The organism is Acinetobacter sp. 809848, assembly GCF_000581275.1.
Taxonomy (GTDB): Bacteria; Pseudomonadota; Gammaproteobacteria; order Pseudomonadales; family Moraxellaceae; genus Acinetobacter; species Acinetobacter pittii.
In genome coordinates, this window is sequence record NZ_JEXG01000027.1 from 24,692 (window position 1) to 40,482 (window position 15,791).

Annotated in this window: 15 protein-coding genes; 7 read left to right on the plus strand and 8 right to left on the minus strand. The window is 40.5% G+C overall.

The genetic code is table 11. From position 1 onward, the window contains the following. Window positions 1–222 precede the first annotated feature (222 nt). Together J536_RS18020 and J536_RS18025 are read left to right on the plus strand one after the other, a co-directional pair. Window positions 223–1,545, plus strand: coding sequence for an MFS transporter (locus tag J536_RS18020; protein ID WP_032056950.1), 1,323 nt, complete (start codon window positions 223–225; stop codon window positions 1,543–1,545). Between the two features lie 51 nt (window positions 1,546–1,596). Continuing rightward, window positions 1,597–2,826: a CaiB/BaiF CoA transferase family protein gene (locus tag J536_RS18025; RefSeq protein WP_017481258.1), complete on the plus strand. Its 1,230-nt coding sequence runs from the start codon at window positions 1,597–1,599 to the stop codon at window positions 2,824–2,826. Window positions 2,827–2,910: 84 nt separating this feature from the next. On the opposite strand, the gene J536_RS18030 is transcribed toward J536_RS18025, so the two are convergent. Together J536_RS18030 and J536_RS18035 are read right to left on the minus strand one after the other, a co-directional pair. Beyond that, on the minus strand, window positions 2,911–3,570 hold the full coding sequence (locus tag J536_RS18030) for a VOC family protein (protein ID WP_032056949.1): 660 nt from the start codon (window positions 3,568–3,570) through the stop codon (window positions 2,911–2,913). Window positions 3,571–3,584: 14 nt separating this feature from the next. Beyond that, on the minus strand, window positions 3,585–4,133 hold the full coding sequence (locus J536_RS18035; protein WP_005302902.1) for a TetR/AcrR family transcriptional regulator: 549 nt from the start codon (window positions 4,131–4,133) through the stop codon (window positions 3,585–3,587). A gap of 97 nt (window positions 4,134–4,230) precedes the next feature. Between J536_RS18035 and J536_RS18040 the strand changes: the two genes are divergently transcribed. Then, window positions 4,231–4,764 (plus strand): HPP family protein, encoded by a 534-nt coding sequence (locus J536_RS18040; RefSeq protein ID WP_017481261.1) that lies wholly within the window; start codon window positions 4,231–4,233, stop codon window positions 4,762–4,764. 77 nt (window positions 4,765–4,841) lie between these two features. Here J536_RS18040 and tcuB read toward each other — a convergent pair whose 3' ends face one another. The 6 genes from tcuB to J536_RS18070 form a co-directional block, all read right to left on the minus strand. Then, window positions 4,842–5,975 (minus strand): tricarballylate utilization 4Fe-4S protein TcuB, encoded by a 1,134-nt coding sequence (tcuB, locus tag J536_RS18045; protein WP_017481262.1) that lies wholly within the window; start codon window positions 5,973–5,975, stop codon window positions 4,842–4,844. Further along, a complete protein-coding gene (gene tcuA / locus J536_RS18050) occupies window positions 5,965–7,371 on the minus strand; it encodes an FAD-dependent tricarballylate dehydrogenase TcuA (protein ID WP_000543960.1) in 1,407 nt (468 codons plus the stop codon). The genes tcuB and tcuA overlap by 11 nt, the downstream gene beginning before the upstream one ends. 103 nt (window positions 7,372–7,474) lie before the next feature. Next, complete coding sequence (locus tag J536_RS18055) at window positions 7,475–8,404, minus strand: LysR family transcriptional regulator (protein ID WP_017481263.1); 930 nt, start codon at window positions 8,402–8,404, stop codon at window positions 7,475–7,477. A 120-nt stretch (window positions 8,405–8,524) separates the two neighbouring features. Next, complete coding sequence (locus tag J536_RS18060) at window positions 8,525–9,319, minus strand: substrate-binding domain-containing protein (RefSeq protein WP_017481264.1); 795 nt, start codon at window positions 9,317–9,319, stop codon at window positions 8,525–8,527. Between the two features lie 91 nt (window positions 9,320–9,410). Continuing rightward, on the minus strand, window positions 9,411–10,721 hold the full coding sequence (locus tag J536_RS18065) for an MFS transporter (protein ID WP_017387501.1): 1,311 nt from the start codon (window positions 10,719–10,721) through the stop codon (window positions 9,411–9,413). Between the two features lie 277 nt (window positions 10,722–10,998). Continuing rightward, window positions 10,999–11,928 carry a LysR family transcriptional regulator gene (locus tag J536_RS18070; RefSeq protein ID WP_017481268.1) on the minus strand — a complete coding sequence of 310 codons (930 nt, stop codon included), beginning with the start codon at window positions 11,926–11,928 and terminating at the stop codon, window positions 10,999–11,001. A gap of 510 nt (window positions 11,929–12,438) precedes the next feature. On the opposite strand from J536_RS18070, the gene J536_RS25740 reads away from it, so the two are divergent. The 4 genes from J536_RS25740 (at window position 12,439) to J536_RS18085 (ending at window position 15,786) form a co-directional block, all read left to right on the plus strand. Continuing rightward, a complete protein-coding gene (locus tag J536_RS25740) occupies window positions 12,439–12,612 on the plus strand; it encodes a hypothetical protein (RefSeq protein ID WP_155394939.1) in 174 nt (57 codons plus the stop codon). Window positions 12,613–12,720: 108 nt separating this feature from the next. After that, the gene (locus J536_RS18075) at window positions 12,721–13,773 is read left to right on the plus strand and encodes a Bug family tripartite tricarboxylate transporter substrate binding protein (RefSeq protein WP_032063534.1); all 1,053 of its coding nucleotides are present in this window, start codon (window positions 12,721–12,723) and stop codon (window positions 13,771–13,773) included. 54 nt (window positions 13,774–13,827) lie between these two features. Then, window positions 13,828–14,274: a tripartite tricarboxylate transporter TctB family protein gene (locus J536_RS18080; protein ID WP_080612898.1), complete on the plus strand. Its 447-nt coding sequence runs from the start codon at window positions 13,828–13,830 to the stop codon at window positions 14,272–14,274. A gap of 12 nt (window positions 14,275–14,286) precedes the next feature. After that, window positions 14,287–15,786, plus strand: a complete 1,500-nt coding sequence (locus J536_RS18085; RefSeq protein ID WP_000382837.1) for a tripartite tricarboxylate transporter permease — start codon at window positions 14,287–14,289, stop codon at window positions 15,784–15,786. Window positions 15,787–15,791: the final 5 nt, after the last annotated feature.

The following is a 15,791-nucleotide window of genomic DNA, read 5'->3' on the forward strand; positions in this document are numbered from 1 at the left end:
AATCATTTTTTAAAGATAGAGGTGTTCTTTCGAGAGCACCTTTAGGGATTTTTACGCAAAAATTTATGGAAAATGACAAGATTCATCGTAAGGATACTCATGTGAAGATGTCCTCTGTGTACTTAAAACTAAATATAAGATGGTGAAAATATAGAAGATTAAGTCATACAGAAAACATAAGTAGGCTACCGATGACTCATTTGGGAAAATGAGGAAATAAATATGAACAATGACGTTCAAGTAATATCGAAAGAATTAAGAACCACATTTCCAAGTAACCTTGGAACATATGAAAAGATTGGACCAAATACATGGAAATGGGCGTTGTTATTTGCCTATTTTGCGATGGTGGTCGATGGCATTGATATTATGCTGCTGTCTTATAGCTTGACCAGTTTAAAGGCGGAGTTTGGTTTAAGTACCTTTCAAGCGGGTGCCTTAGGCAGTGCTTCTTTAGCAGGTATGGGTATTGGCGGTATTTTGGGTGGTTGGGCATGTGACAAGTTTGGCCGTGTACGAACGATTGCCAACTCGGTAACCTTCTTTTCGGTAGCGACTTGTTTGTTAGGCTTTACGCAAAGCTTCGAGCAATTTATGGCTCTACGTTTTATTGGTGCTTTAGGAATCGGAGCACTCTATATGGCTTGTAATACCTTAATGGCTGAATATGTGCCGACAACTTACCGTACAACGGTCTTGGGCACATTACAGACGGGTCAGACCGTAGGTTATATTGCTGCGACGTTATTAGCTGGTGCAATTATTCCAGATCATGGCTGGCGTGTTTTGTTCTTCCTGACCGTAGTGCCTGCTTTTGTTAATATTTTCCTGCAACGCTTTGTGCCAGAGCCAAAATCTTGGCAGCTCACCAAAATTGAAAGCTTACAAGGCAACAGACAACCTAAAGAAAGAGTGGTGGCTGAAAAGCCGAAAAGTAGCAGTATCTACAAACAAATCTTTAATAACTTTAAGCACCGTAAAATGTTTTTGTTGTGGATGACCACAGCATTTTTCTTACAGTTTGGTTATTACGGCATTAACAACTGGATGCCAAGTTATTTAGAAACAGAAGTACATATGAACTTTAAAAACTTAACCAGTTATATGGTGGGTTCATATACTGCAATGATTCTAGGCAAAATTTTAGCGGGTTATCTTGCTGACAAATTTAACCGCCGTGCTGTTTTTGTGTTTGGAACAATAGCCAGCGCCGTGTTCTTGCCAATCATTATTTTCTTCAATACGCCTGACAATATTTTGTATTTATTAATCACTTTTGGCTTCTTATATGGCATTCCATATGGTGTAAATGCGACTTATATGGCTGAAAGTTTTTCAACTGATGTACGCGGAACAGCCATTGGCGGTGCTTATAACATTGGTCGTGTTGGGGCAGCGATTGCACCAGCCACGATTGGTTTCTTAGCATCGGGTGGAACTTTTACCATGGCCTTTATTGTGATGGGCGCTGCGTATTTTGTTGCGGGTGTATTGCCAGGCTTATTTATTAAAGATCGTCAGTACGATCCACAAAGACAATCATAAACAATGAAAAGAAGGTGCGTTGAGTGCCTTCTAAAAGATAAGGGTATCGTTATGGGTGCATTACAAGGAATTCGGGTTTTAGATTTAAGTCGTGTACTTGCGGGGCCATGGTGCGGGCAAATCTTGGCAGACCTTGGCGCAGAAGTGATTAAAATTGAACGTCCTCGAGTAGGTGATGACACCCGCATGTGGGGACCACCATGGATGCCCGATCAAGATGGAAACATGACCCGTGAATCTGGTTATTTCCAGTGTACCAATCGTAATAAATATTCAGTTGCGGTGGACATTACCACACCCGAAGGTCAGACTTTAATTTATGAAATTGCCAAGACTGCTGATGTCGTGATTGAAAATTATAAGACAGGGTCTTTGGCTAAATATGGTTTGGACTATGCTTCCTTAAGTGCGTTGAACCCAAATATTATTTATTGCTCGATTACGGGTTTTGGACAAGATGGCCCACGTGCACAAGAGCCTGGCTATGATTTTATTATTCAGGGTATGTCTGGCTTAATGAGTATTACTGGCGAGCCTGATGATGTGGCAGGCGGTGGTGCACAAAAGGTTGGTGTGGCTGTGGTAGATATTCAAACGGGTTTGTATTCCACGATTGCGATTCAAGCGGCCTTGATTGCACGCTCACACACTGGACGCGGTCAATATATTGATATGTCACTCCTTGATGTGCAGGTCGCGGCACTGGCAAATCAGGGAATGAACTATTTAGCTTCTGGTAAAGCCCCACAGCGCATGGGTAATCAACACCCAAGTATTGTGCCGTATCAAACTTTTAAGGCCAAAGATAAAGAATTTATTATTGCTTGTGGTAACGATAAACAGTTTAAAGATTTGTGTATTGCAATTGGTTATCAAGAGCTACTCGAAAATGAAAATTTTGTGCGCAACCAAGACCGTGTCAAATATCGAAATGAACTGATTCCTTTATTATCGGAGCACTTTTTGCAAAAAACTGCTAAAGAATGGGTTGAGATGATTCATGCTTTAAAAGTACCCGTAGGTGTTATCAACTCTATTGAAGATGCCTTGGCTGAACCACAAATTGTACATCGCAATTTGTTGGTCAATATTCCTCATCGTTTAAATGAAAACTTCCAAACGATTGGCTCACCAATCAAGTTGTCTGATACTCCAGTTGAATATCATCATGCACCGCCAGAGTTGGGTGAACATACGGCTCAAATCTTATCGAGATTTAAAACAGCAGAAGAGCTAGCTGCGTTAAAAGAGAAAGGCATTATTGATGGAAAAATTGCTTAAGCTATTATCATTTTTAATGTGATTCAATTTAAATAAAAACTGTGATTTGCAATAAATCACAGTTTTTATTAGAAACTAAGCGTTTTAATATTTAAAAATAAGCGGCAGCTCTGGTCTGAAATCATGAATTATTCCTTGATGTTCATGATCAAAACTAATTTCCATTAAATGCTCCGATCCATCAGTCACTTCAAAATCATCAAGCGTATTGAACAGTAACGAAGTAGGGTGCTGTTCGAGGTTTGGAATAGAAACCTTAATTGAGGTGATTTCTGATAAATCTTTGCTATGCACAAGTGGTTGTTGTTTTTCTTTCGCAGCAAGGTCTGGTCGTGAAGCAAATGAGAGAAAGAACCACATTGGCTCAGATACAACAGAGTCTTTGGCAACATTTACTTCTAAGCTGGCTGGTAAATAGCTTGGCTTGTAAACCCAATTAGGAAATTTTGCGCCGTTATCATCTTTATCTTTAGGTCTAAAGCAAATACCAAAAGGGGACGGGATATTATCTTGAGCACTCAGTCGTTCAAAAAGCAGAGTTGGTTTGGTGAGATCGCTTGAGGCTTCTTCTGGATTATTTAAAAAGATTAACTCGATAAAAATGTTTTTAAAGAAAAATCGTCTGTTTTCGGTACCTTGACCTGGGTGCTTATTGGATGAACCTTCTGTTAGACCGAATTTTTTTAAAGTTTCAGCTTCGGGAGCGCCTGATTGTACACAAATAAAAATATGGTCCACTTCCATTTTAAGTTCTCATGCTAATGTTGATGAATATTAAATAATTGATTAATAGAATTTTTCATGTTTATCGCAAGTATTTCATCGAAACCATCGACTAAAAAGCGGCTAATTAAGCCTTCAATCACTGTATAGATCAGCTCAGATAAAGCTTCACCATTGGGTATATTGCAGTTTTGTGCAATCAATACTTTAATCCATTGTTTATGGGCTTTAGAAATAGAAATAATGTCTTGATCATCTTGGTTAGATTCAGCGACAGCTCTTACAAATAAACAGCCCTTAAAAAAATCTTGTCTAAACCAGTTAGTGTGCCAATCCAGAATTTTATTGATGGCCTCTAACCCTGTTGCATCTCCCACATAGCCCAAAAGGCTTTGCTTAAACCGTTCATCACGTGCAACGAGCACAGACTTAACCAGTTGATTTTTATTTTTATAGTACGTGTACATCGTGGTTTTTGAGCAGCCAGATTCATCGCGAATCAGATCGACACCAACCCCGACAAAACTATTTTCGTTAAATAACTTCTCGGCTGTATCTAATATTTTTAAGGCAGATTTTGACATAAAACTTTTCCAAAAAATAAAATAGTACAGATCTGTACTATTTGAAATTTTATCTATATGCTTTTTAAAAAGCAATGTCTGTTTAAGGAATAAAACCATGTTCTCGATTTTTTATGGCAAAGAAAAACTGGCTCCATCGCCCACTAAAATTGATGTTTTAAGAAGCCTTGTTGGGGGGACAGTCAGTATTTTTATACTTCTGTGGTTGAGTAAACTCACACACAATATCTTTATCATGGCGCCGTTTGGTGCGACCTGTGTATTGCTCTATACCGTGTCGCAGTCACCTTTGGCACAGCCGAGAAATATTATATTTGGGCATCTTATCTCGGCTTTTGTGGGTTTGTTTTTTCTAAAATTTGTCGGTGTTTCTATTTTTACAATTGCGTTATCAGTGGGCTGCGCTATTGCACTCATGCAGATTTTTAAATGCGTTCATCCACCTGCTGGAGCTAATCCTTTGGTTATTTTGCTCACCGCAAGCAGCATACATTACGAGTGGAGTTTCTTAATTTTCCCTGTTTTGGTTGGTGCAGTGTCTTTAGTTTTAGTGGCGATGCTCATTAATAATATTAAAGCAAGTACGAAGTGGCCAATGTATGGCTTGGGAATTTTAAACAGTAAAAAGTAGGGATGGCATGAAGTGTTTTGAGCTTAAAATAATGAAAGTATTCACTACGCCAAGATAGTGAATACTTTTGAATGAAATTATGATTTCTTGGAAATACGTTCTTCGATGGCAAATTTGAGTAAAGAAGCACTGCGGTAAAAACCGTGTGCGAACTTACCAAATGGCATGGTAATAAAGAAAGTCATGACAGTGGCTAAATGGAAAATCAGTAAAAGTGCCATGTAAGGGGTATTGCGAAATGCCATAAGTGCTAGCCCTGAAGCACTAACGATAAGTAGAAGGAAAATAAAGCCTCGATCTACAGGTTTTTGCTCACGGTCACCATGCAACGGATGACGTTTAAGATTTAAATAGAGTAAGCCAGCAGGCCCGACAACTAAGCCAATTCCACCTAAAGTGCCTAAAATCACAGGCAAGCTTAGGTAAGGATAAGGTGCATGTAGGTCAAGAAAATAGTGATATAAAGTCGCTACACCTGTAGCTGCAAAGCAGAGCATAAAGCCATAAAAAGTTAGGTGATGGAACACACGGCGGATTTGTGTGTAACGGTCATCTTGCTCATTACAGCCTTTACCATGACCGCCATCTAAATATTTAAGTGTTAATACATTTTGAGTGGCTTGAACCAGATCGGGTTTCTCAACTTTGCCATAAATGACTTTAGAGGTTTGTCGCCAGAATTTGCTAATTCCAATACCGAGTAAAACAATCGCAACTGTAAAGGTCGCTCCAAACAATAGTGCTAAAAAGTTATGCGGGAAAATCGCATAGAAATTACCTTGGTAGCCTGCAAATAAGTCAGTGCCTTTGTACCACACCACAGCTAACATGCAAAAAAAGAAAATAAGTGTTAAAGCCGAGACAAAAGGAATACCTACAGACTTATAAAGTCGACCTAAAGGCTGAGGGGTCGCAAATTCTTGATAAGTTTCTAAACGTACTTGTGCCATCGCTTTAGGAATGTTTACCCCAAACTCATGAGGTGGGGCATACTGGCAAGCATGTAAACACGCACCACAGTTATGGCACAGGTTTGCTAGGTAATGAATATCGGCTTGGTTAAACTCAAGGCGTTTGGTCATGGCCGCAAATACAGCGCAAAATGACTCACAGTAGCGACAAGCATTACAAATCTGTAGGGCTCTTTGAACTTCTTGCTCATGGTCAGAGAGCTGAACAACTGGAATTAGGGCTTTGCTATTAGCATTCATGTTCAACTCCTTGTGAAAGTGCATAGTGGGCGGCATTTTTTCCGGCAATTCGCCCAAATGTCGTGCCAATCGACATACCAACGCCCGCGGTATAACCCTGACCAAGTACGTTACCTGCCATCATTTCACCTGCGACAAACAGGTTGCGGCTTGGCTTATTGTTAAAACGCACAGCAGCATCGTCTTCGACTTTTAAACCTAAATAGGTAAAGGTAATGCCGGGTTTAAGGGCATAGGCATAGAAGGGTGGTTGATCGAGAGGAACAGCCCAGTGGGTTTTGTTGGGAACAATATTTTCGGTGGTGCAGTCATCTAAAACCGTGTGGTTAAAGGTGCCTTGTACACAGGCTTGGTTAAATTCTTCTACGGTATGGCATAAGGTTTTTGCATCTAGTCCGATTTTTTCGGCCAGTTCTTGAATGCTATTTGCTTTTACACCTGCAAACACAGGTGGCATAAAGCGACCAATGGCTTTTGAATCAATAATCGAATAGGCAATTTGCTGAGGTTGTTTAGCTACAAGGCGGCCCCAAATCGCATAACGTTTTGGCCAGAAGTCTTCACCTTCATCGTAAAAACGTTCAGCTTTGTTATTGACCACAATTCCCAAGGAAACGCAGTCAATGCGAGTACAAATACCACCATCATATAACGGTGCTCTTGCATCTACGGCTACGCAATGTGATTGTGATGGATCACCAATAATATCGGCGCCTTGGTCTATCATAAATTTAAGCAAGTTGCCTTGATTAAAGCGGGTTCCACGGATAATGAAATTATCGGCAGGCCATTCGCCGTTTTCATTTTGTCCCCATGCTTCTCTTAACCACTCCAAATTTGACTCAAAACCGCCTGCGGCCAATACACAGCTTTTTGCTTTAAATACACGGCCATCTTCCGCAATTGCAGCTTCAAAATGCCCTTGATTTAACTTTAGATCTTTAATTTTTGTGTTGTATAAAATTTCAATACCAAGTTCTTGGGCACTCCGGTAGTACGCATTAATGAGGGCTTTACCACCACCCATAAAAAATGCATTGGTACGTGCAACATGCAAAGCACCCGATAGTGGTGGCTGAAAATTCACACCATGTTTACGCATCCAGTCGCGGCAGGTGGCCGTGCTACGAATCACTAGACGAGCTAAGTGCTCATTGGTTTTTCCAGCAGTCACTTTAAGTAAGTCTTGCCAATATTCTTCCTCGGGATAGGCATCGACTAATACATCTTGAGGGGCATCATGCATGCAGCGAAGGTTACGAGTGTGTTGTGAGTTACCACCACGCCACTCTTTAGGTGCTGCTTCTATTACCAGTACAGAAGCGCCACTTTCTTTTGCTGTGAGTGCGGCACACAGTGCGGCATTCCCACCACCAATTACAATCACATCATGCATGGATTTCTCCCTTTCTCAGCTAGGGCTAATGTAGCTTTAAAAGGAAAGGTGAAGTGAGAGGCTAAGCTTGAATGGGTGTTTATTAAAAATAAACACTAAGTGCTTAAGTATTTATGAGTTCCGCACCGGGCCAGCGCTTTTCATTAATCAGGTTGGTCACACAGGCGCGAATCACTACTTTCGTGGCTAAAGTAGCAGGTGAGATTTCTTCTTCAGAGAGACTAATTAAATAGTTAATGCGTTCAATGGCAGGTTCTACAACGCGCAGTAAACATAGGTCTTGCCTTGAGTTTAATGATGCACCCGCAGGTTGAATGGTTGCCATTTCCAGTTGGCTAATGCTTTCCATTAATAAGTGCAGTCCATCAATTTCATAAGCCACTTTAAGCTGATGAATTTTCTGTTCGAGCAATAAACGCAGTCCATGTCGTTGACTTGGTAAAATCAGAGGGAGTTCTTTAAGCTGTGAATGAGTAATGGTCTGAGTGTCGATACAGCTTTCAAGCCCGTACTGACTCAGCACATCTTTAGGCGAGATTAAAAACATCTGTTCTTTAACTAAAGGCTGTATGGCCCACTGTGGGTCGACATCATCACTAAAGATGATGGCAACATCGAGCTGCCTTGCATTAACCAAGGCTTTGAGGTCACCCGATAAACCTTCGATTAAACGGACTTTAATATCGGGATAACGATTTCTCATGAGTTTTAAAAAGTGCGTGCCAATAACAGCTGCAACACTCGGTGAAAAACCGACGGTGACGTGACCACTTAAACGTGAGGAATGCGCAGAGTCTACGGCATGGTCTAGGTGTCTAAGCGCCAGTTGCACTTGTTGAAAAAAAGCTAAACCCGCAGGGGTGGGAACCGTACCCAAAGCGGTACGTTGTAAAAGGCGAATAGAAAGCTCGCTTTCTAATTTTGAGATTTGCTGGCTTAATGCAGAAGTTCCAATATCGAGATTTTTTGCAGCTTTACCCAAGCTTCCTGACTCGATCACTGCAATAAAATACTTTAATTGTTTGAGTTCCACGGTAAATACTACATTAACCTTTATGGATTAATTCTACACTGGTTTTTTGTTCTATTGCTTTGAGTAAACCACTAAAAGAGAAAAGGCAACATCACCTCAAGACGTTGCCTTTTAGAGCTTTTATTGTTTAACCTGCTCAAGACCCTGTTCTTCAATAATTTGTGTTGCTAGTGGCGATTTCACAAATTTAATTAACTCTTTTGCGACTTTTGCATGTTCCGAGTTTTTACCAATGCCTGCCGCAAATACAGTCACTTTTTGATACGGTGCAGGGATTGGGCCGACTAATTCAACTTGACCATATTTGCCTGTAAAAGGTTTGATTTCGCTAATTTGCTGGAAACCAATATCAAACTGGCCTTCGGCGATACGTTTTGCAACGCGGTCACCTACCACTTTTTCTGCCTTACTCGAAATTACTTTGTACTCGACAGGCGGGAAGCTTGGGAAAACATCTTTTTCAAGATGCGTACCGCTCGCACTTGCTGAATAGCCGATGTGCTTGGCATTTAATAAAACTTTTTCAAATTTTTCTGCAGAACTAATATCTGGCTTTGGTGCACCTTTAGGCACAGCCATGCCGATGCTTGAATTGACTAAAGGACTTTGTGAATTGGGTTCTACATAACCCTTTTCTGCGAGCTTGTTGAGTTCAGGAGCAGCCAAGACCACCACGTCAAAACGTTCACCACGATCGAGTCGATTTGGAATTGCAGTTGGTGATGCACCCATTGATGAACCAGATGAGAGATGCACGGTATGGCCTGTTTGTTTTTCAAATAATGGAATGAGTTTTTCCATAGATGAATAAAAACCACCAGAGCTAATCACTTCGATAGTATCTGCGTTAGCAAGAGTTGAGCCTAAGCCAGCACCAGCTAGGCAAATGGTCATGAAGATAGGGGACTTTTTCATAGTATCTCGCTTTAATGACAGGAGAATACAGTACGGAGATTTAAGATCCACCGTACTGTTCATTAAAATTTCAGGTTAAGTCGTTGTTGTTTTAAGCGCTAATTTTTGCAGGTTCAGCAATCGCGTCAGTATTTTTCTGTTTAGAACCGCGGCATAGATACAAGCTTGAAATAAGGCTACAAACTGCAGCAAGCATGAGCCAGAAAGCAGGGGTACTTGGGTTGCCTGTGTTTTCGACAAGGAAGGTACAAGCCATTGGGGTCATACCACCAAAAATAGCGGCTGCAAGGCTAAACGCTAAAGAGAAACCAACTGTACGTACACGTTTCGGCATCACTTCTGCAAGGGTTGCGACCATGGTTCCGTTGTACATACCAAAGAAGAACGAGAAGTAAGCAAGCGTAATTAGAAGGTTCGAGAAGCTAATGTTACTCACTAACCAACTTAAAACCGGATAACTTGTAAAGAGAGCAAGTGTGGTAATGCCGACTAGTACTGGACGGCGGCCAATTTTGTCTGAAAGCAAACCACCCATTGGTAACCAGAAGAAATTAGACAAACCAACAAACACGGTTGCTAAAAGGCTATCTGTTACTGACATTTCTAAAGTACGTTTTGCATATACTGTGGTGTAAACCGTAATGAAATAGAACGTGGTTGTGGTCATGGCACTCATCATCATGCCTGCAAGGACGATGCGCCAGTTGCTTGCCAGTGTGCTGAAAATTTCTTTTGTTGAAGGATGAGTCTTTTGCGATTTAAAGTCTTCAGTTTCCTCTAAAGTACGACGGAACAAGAAGATTAAAGGAATAATCAAACAACCGATTAAGAACGGAATACGCCAACCCCATTCACCCACTTGAGCAGTAGTTAAGATGGTGTTGAGCCAGTAGCCAAGTAATGCAGCAAACACAACAGCAACTTGTTGGCTGCCAGACTGCCAGCTTGTGATAAATCCACGATTTTTATCCGTTGCAATCTCTGCGAGATAAATCGACACACCGCCAGATTCAACACCTGCCGAAAAGCCTTGTAATAGACGTCCAATGACCACCAAAATCGGCGCAATAATACCTATGGTTTCATAACCCGGTACAAAGGTAATTAAGATGGTTCCGATGGCCATAAGGCTTAAAGTAACAATGAGACCTTTGCGTCGACCAACTCTGTCGACATAAGCGCCCAAGAAAATAGCGCCGAGAGGACGCATAAGAAAACCCGCAGCAAATACGGTAAATGTCATCATTAAAGAGACATATTCATTTTCAGAGTGGAAAAATTTTGCCGCGATATAAGTGGCATAGAAACCAAAAAGAAAAAAGTCGTACTGCTCTAAAAAGTTGCCACTTGTTACATTTAATATTTTTTTAAAAGTAGCCCTACGGTTATTCACGACATCCATTGGAGACCTCCTTGGCCTGACAAAATGGAAACATTCACGATTTTCGAGGCTGGACCTAAATTGATTCAATCAATAAATCTAAAGAGCAAATGGGTTAGAGATGAGATTTAGCGAGGTCCTTTGCAGAAAATGTGATGCCTTGTTTCCAGTTCAAACTACACATCTATATTTCGATAAGCGGAAAACCACTTATCATTCGGACGAAAATGTAATCTCAAAAAGCAGGAGGGAGTGAGAGGGCAAAATTAATTAGGTATTTAATAAAATTAATGACTCTTTATAAAATAATTTCAGAACATGGCCAAATCTGGTTTTGAATCAAATCTTTCACGCAAGCCTTAATGGCTGACTTTGCGGCAAGTGCAGCAGGTGATAATTCTTCTTCGGCAAGGCTTACCAAGTAATTGATTCGTTCAACTTCAGGGTCTACTAACTTGAGTAATTGAAGCTTATGTTTGTACTCTTGCAGACAAGCGCTACCTGGGCGGACGCTGGCAAGGTCGAGGTGAATTAGACTGTCCATGAGTAAGTGTAGGCCATCAATTTCATAGACGACATTAAGCTGACCAATCTTGTGCTCAAGCAACTTTCTTAGACTATGGCGCTGACGTGGCAGTACTAAAGGAAGGTCTCCAATTTGTTGAGACTGAATGACACCACTTTTGATGCAATCGGCAAGACCATATTTTTCTAGCACTTCCTTGCGTGCCATTAAATACATTTGCTCGCGTACCAAAGGTTGAATCGACCACTGTTTATCAATTTCATTGGTAAAAATAATTGCGATATCGAGCTGACGCGAGTTAATGGATTGAATTAGATTGCCTGATAGCGTTTCCACAATCTCTAAACGAATGTCTGGGTAACGTTCAGACATTAGTTTCATTAAAGGGATACCAATCAAAGCCGTAATGGTCGGTGGAAAGCCAAGGCTGACATGTCCAGATAGTCGTGCAGAATGGGCAGCATCTACCGCGAAGTTCACTTGACGTAAAATAAGTTGAGAATGTTTTAAAAAGGCGAGACCTGCGGGAGTAGGAGTGACACCAAAGGCATTACGCTGTAATAGGCGAATGCTTAGCTCTTGTTCTAATTTACTAATTTGCTGGCTAATTGCTGAAGCGCCCACATCAAGTTTTTGGGCAGCTTTACCAATACTACCTGCTTCAACCACAGTTAAAAAATATTTTATTTGTTTGATTTCCATAATAAATGTGTTCGCTCATCATCCTTGATTTAATTTGTACAGATATGAAGGATTGGGAAATCTATCATGCACTTTAATATTAACAGCAATCCATAAAAAAGATCTTTAATTTGATATTCTAAAAACAATAAAACGATCTTTTTCAACTTTAATATTAAAATTTATTCTCTAACTTTTATTTATTATTACGATAAATTTACCGCTAGATTTTCAGTCTTTCACATTCCCTTTTCTTAGAATTTTAACCTATTTAATTTTACTAATGCCCCCTTTAATTTATTGGTATCACGATGTTTTCTTGATCTGTGCTTTAATCTTTTCAAATGAAAAAAGGAGCACATTAAATGCATGATGCATTAAAAAATATGATGGATTTTCAAATGATGAAGAAGAGTAACTGATTAAATAACTATTGGAAAAATATATGAGTATGTAGCTCATTTGATCAGAAGGGAAGATTGGGTAAACAGGTTTATTTATTTAAATATTAACGTTACCCATAGCATGGATATGCAAAAGACAACACAATGGATTATTTTTTACTATCTTGTTGTTATTCATCAGTATTATTTAACCGAAGCATTTTTAGATATTTCTGCAAAGGTTTTAATTCTCATTATAGATCTGGTGATTGTCCTAACTTTCCCTCTACTTAGCTATTTCTTTCAGTCGATTGATTCGTAATTTTTATAGTAACGCTGCATTACTGAAATTCGCTGTAAAAAAGCGCATTTCAAAACATAAGACCAAAACTAAAAACCAATAAGCATGATCGTGCCAAGGAGGTCGATTATGGAGATTGGTAAAAATCAAAATATGAATAGAGCAAAACGTTATAAGGATGTATGTAACATGAAAAATTTAACTTTACTCGCATTAACATGCGTCAGTGTGACAATAGCTGGGTGTGGTTCAGGAAATGCTTCTAAAGAGGCGGGGCAGCCAAAACGCCCAGAATGTATAGCACCAGCCAAGCCGGGTGGTGGGTTTGATATGACCTGTAAATTGATTCAATCTGGCTTTAAACAAACAGACCAGCTCAAAGATCCAATACGTGTAACCTATATGCCGGGTGGGGTAGGTGCCGTAGCCTATAACAAAATCGTAAACAGTGATCCTGCGAATAATAATGCCGTGGTTGCATTTTCCACTGGTTCACTCTTGAACTTAGCACAAGGAAAATTCGGACACTTCACTGAAAAAGATGTGAAATGGTTGTCTGGGGTCGCCGTCGATTATGGTTTGGTTTCGGTACATAAAGACTCACCATTGAAAAATCTCGATGACTTGATGAAAGCACTCCGAGAAAACCCAAAAGCACTTAGCTTTGGTGGTGCAGGAAGTGTAGGTGGTCAAGACTGGATGCAAACAGCAATGTTGGCAAAAACAGCAGGTATTAGTCCTGCCGATTTAAGATTTGTTGCACTTGAAGGCGGTGGGGAAGTGCTGACTTCATTACTGGGGCAGCATATTCAAGTTGGGGTAGGTAATATCAGTGAAGTCAGTTCATACCTAGAGTCTGGTGATATTCGAGTTTTAGCAGTTTTTGCTAACAAGCGATTAGATGGGAAGTTCTCAAAATTACCTACTGCAAAAGAGCAAGGCTATGACATTGAGTGGCCAGTCATCCGTGGTTTCTATATGGGACCAAAGGTCAGTGATGAAGCCTATGGTTGGTGGAAAAATGCCTTCGATAAAATGATGGCTAACCAGAAATTTGATGCAGTCCGTGAAAATCAGGATCTACTCCCATTTCAGCTGACAGGTGAAGAACTCACAGCTTATGTTTATAAACAGACCGCGGAAATGCGGCAGTTATCGCAAGAATATAAATTATCACAATAACAAATCGACTGGGTTGAGAAGCTATTTTTCAGCTCAGTTTTTTTCTGAGGATAGATGATGAAATCTGAACGGATTCTTACCGCCATTATTACGGTTTGCGGGTTATTTTTGTTGATTTATGCGAGCAATTTTGAAGCCCCAATTTCCTACGACCCAGTGGGCCCTAAAGCTTTTCCTATTTTATTAATGGGCTTAATTACAGCGAGTGCAGCGTATCTCACTATTCGACCAGCCATTATGTTTGAACCCGTTGAGTTGGGATGGACAAAACATTTAATCGTTAAGTTAGCGTTGTGCGCGGTGGCTTTAACGCTATATGCATTAGTTTTTGAATGGCTCGGCTTTATTGTTGCAACCCTGTTGATGACCATTGCAGTGGGCAAACTTTTCCATGGCAAAACCATACCGGTTTTGGTGACAGGTTTAGTACTTAGCATGAGTACCTACTATATGTTTGACCGTTTCTTGGATGTGCCATTACCACTTGGATTTTTTGGTTAAGGATGACCCGATATGGATGTATTAAGTTTTTTAATGATGGGGTTTGAGGTTGCCTTGCAGCCGCAGAATCTTTTAATTGCTTTGATTGGCGCATTTATTGGAACGATTGTTGGCTTATTACCGGGTTTAGGTCCAATTAATGGGGTGGCAATTTTATTGCCGTTTGCTTATGCCTTGGGTTTACCTGTAGATAGTGCCTTGATTTTATTGGCAGCGGTTTATTTGGGCTGTGAATATGGCGGACGTATTTCAGCGATTCTGTTAAACGTACCCGGAGATGCTGGAGCCATTATGACCACCTTAGATGGTTATCCATTGGCACAGCAAGGAAAAGCAGGAATCGCATTGTCTTTATCATCGGTCAGTTCCTTTGTTGGAAGTACGGTTGCCTTTATTGGGATTGTATTGTTTGCTCCTATATTGGCGAAATGGGCAATTGCATTTGGTCCTGCTGAATATTTTGCTTTGATGGTCTTTGCAATTGTTTGTTTAACTGGTCTGGTCAGTACGCAGCCTTTTAAAACCTTAATTATGGCACTCATGGGCCTAGCACTTTCAACTGTGGGAATGGATGCAATTACAGGTGTATATCGCTTTACCTTTAACAGTGTGGGTTTAAGTGACGGAATTGCTTTCACTACTTTGGTTATTGGCTTATTTAGTGTAAGCGAAATCCTATTAATGCTCGAACGCACGACAATTGGTCAAGTTGCCTTAAAACAAGGAAAGCGTTCTCTTTTTAATCTTAAAGAGTTCTTTTTCTCGTTGGTTGCTATTATTCGCAGTTCAGTGATTGGTTTCTTCTTAGGTATTCTTCCAGGAGCAGGTGCAACCGTTGCAAGTGCGATGGCATATACCACTGAGCGAAAAATGGCAAAGGATAGTAGCAAGTTTGGTAAAGGTGACTTACGTGGGCTTGCTGCACCAGAAAGTGCGAATAACGCAGCGGCTTGTGGTTCATTTGTACCCATGCTGACATTAGGCGTGCCAGGTTCGGGAACGACTGCGGTCATGATGGGCGCGTTGCTTATGTATAACATTGCACCAGGTCCACAGTTATTTGTTCAGCAACCTGTACTGGTATGGTCACTGATTGCATCGCTTATGGTGGGTAATATCATTCTGTTGGTATTAAACTTGCCATTGGTAGGCTTCTTTGCCCGCATGTTGAGTATTCCTAATTATATTTTGATCCCGATCATCGCAAGCGTGAGTTTTGTGGGTGTGTATGCTATTCATAGCAATATCTTTGACTTGCTGCTCTGTATGGGCTTGGGTGTGTGTGGATATATTCTTAGAAAATTTGATTTTCCTTTAGCTCCATTAATCTTAGGTTTTGTACTTGGCGAATTAATGGAATCGAATCTGCGCCGTGCACTTTCAATTTCTCAAGGGGAACTTGATGTCTTATGGAGCAGTAACATTAGTATAGGACTTTGGATCATGTCAGGATTATTATTGATCTTGCCAATCGTTCGTAAATACTTGTTTATCAAAAAGCAACAAGCTTAAAAGGA

What these genes read in the sequence shown, in the direction of transcription:
- J536_RS18020 (WP_032056950.1), top strand. Translation starts at nt 223, where the DNA reads ATGAACAATGACGTTCAAGTAATATCGAAAGAATTAAGAACCACATTT.
- J536_RS18025 (WP_017481258.1), top strand. Translation starts at nt 1,597, where the DNA reads ATGGGTGCATTACAAGGAATTCGGGTTTTAGATTTAAGTCGTGTACTT.
- J536_RS18030 (WP_032056949.1), bottom strand. Translation starts at nt 3,570, where the DNA reads ATGGAAGTGGACCATATTTTTATTTGTGTACAATCAGGCGCTCCCGAA.
- J536_RS18035 (WP_005302902.1), bottom strand. Translation starts at nt 4,133, where the DNA reads ATGTCAAAATCTGCCTTAAAAATATTAGATACAGCCGAGAAGTTATTT.
- J536_RS18040 (WP_017481261.1), top strand. Translation starts at nt 4,231, where the DNA reads ATGTTCTCGATTTTTTATGGCAAAGAAAAACTGGCTCCATCGCCCACT.
- tcuB (WP_017481262.1), bottom strand. Translation starts at nt 5,975, where the DNA reads ATGAATGCTAATAGCAAAGCCCTAATTCCAGTTGTTCAGCTCTCTGAC.
- tcuA (WP_000543960.1), bottom strand. Translation starts at nt 7,371, where the DNA reads ATGCATGATGTGATTGTAATTGGTGGTGGGAATGCCGCACTGTGTGCC.
- J536_RS18060 (WP_017481264.1), bottom strand. Translation starts at nt 9,319, where the DNA reads ATGAAAAAGTCCCCTATCTTCATGACCATTTGCCTAGCTGGTGCTGGC.
- J536_RS18065 (WP_017387501.1), bottom strand. Translation starts at nt 10,721, where the DNA reads ATGGATGTCGTGAATAACCGTAGGGCTACTTTTAAAAAAATATTAAAT.
- J536_RS18070 (WP_017481268.1), bottom strand. Translation starts at nt 11,928, where the DNA reads ATGGAAATCAAACAAATAAAATATTTTTTAACTGTGGTTGAAGCAGGT.
- J536_RS25740 (WP_155394939.1), top strand. Translation starts at nt 12,439, where the DNA reads ATGCAAAAGACAACACAATGGATTATTTTTTACTATCTTGTTGTTATT.
- J536_RS18075 (WP_032063534.1), top strand. Translation starts at nt 12,721, where the DNA reads ATGGAGATTGGTAAAAATCAAAATATGAATAGAGCAAAACGTTATAAG.
- J536_RS18080 (WP_080612898.1), top strand. Translation starts at nt 13,828, where the DNA reads ATGATGAAATCTGAACGGATTCTTACCGCCATTATTACGGTTTGCGGG.
- J536_RS18085 (WP_000382837.1), top strand. Translation starts at nt 14,287, where the DNA reads ATGGATGTATTAAGTTTTTTAATGATGGGGTTTGAGGTTGCCTTGCAG.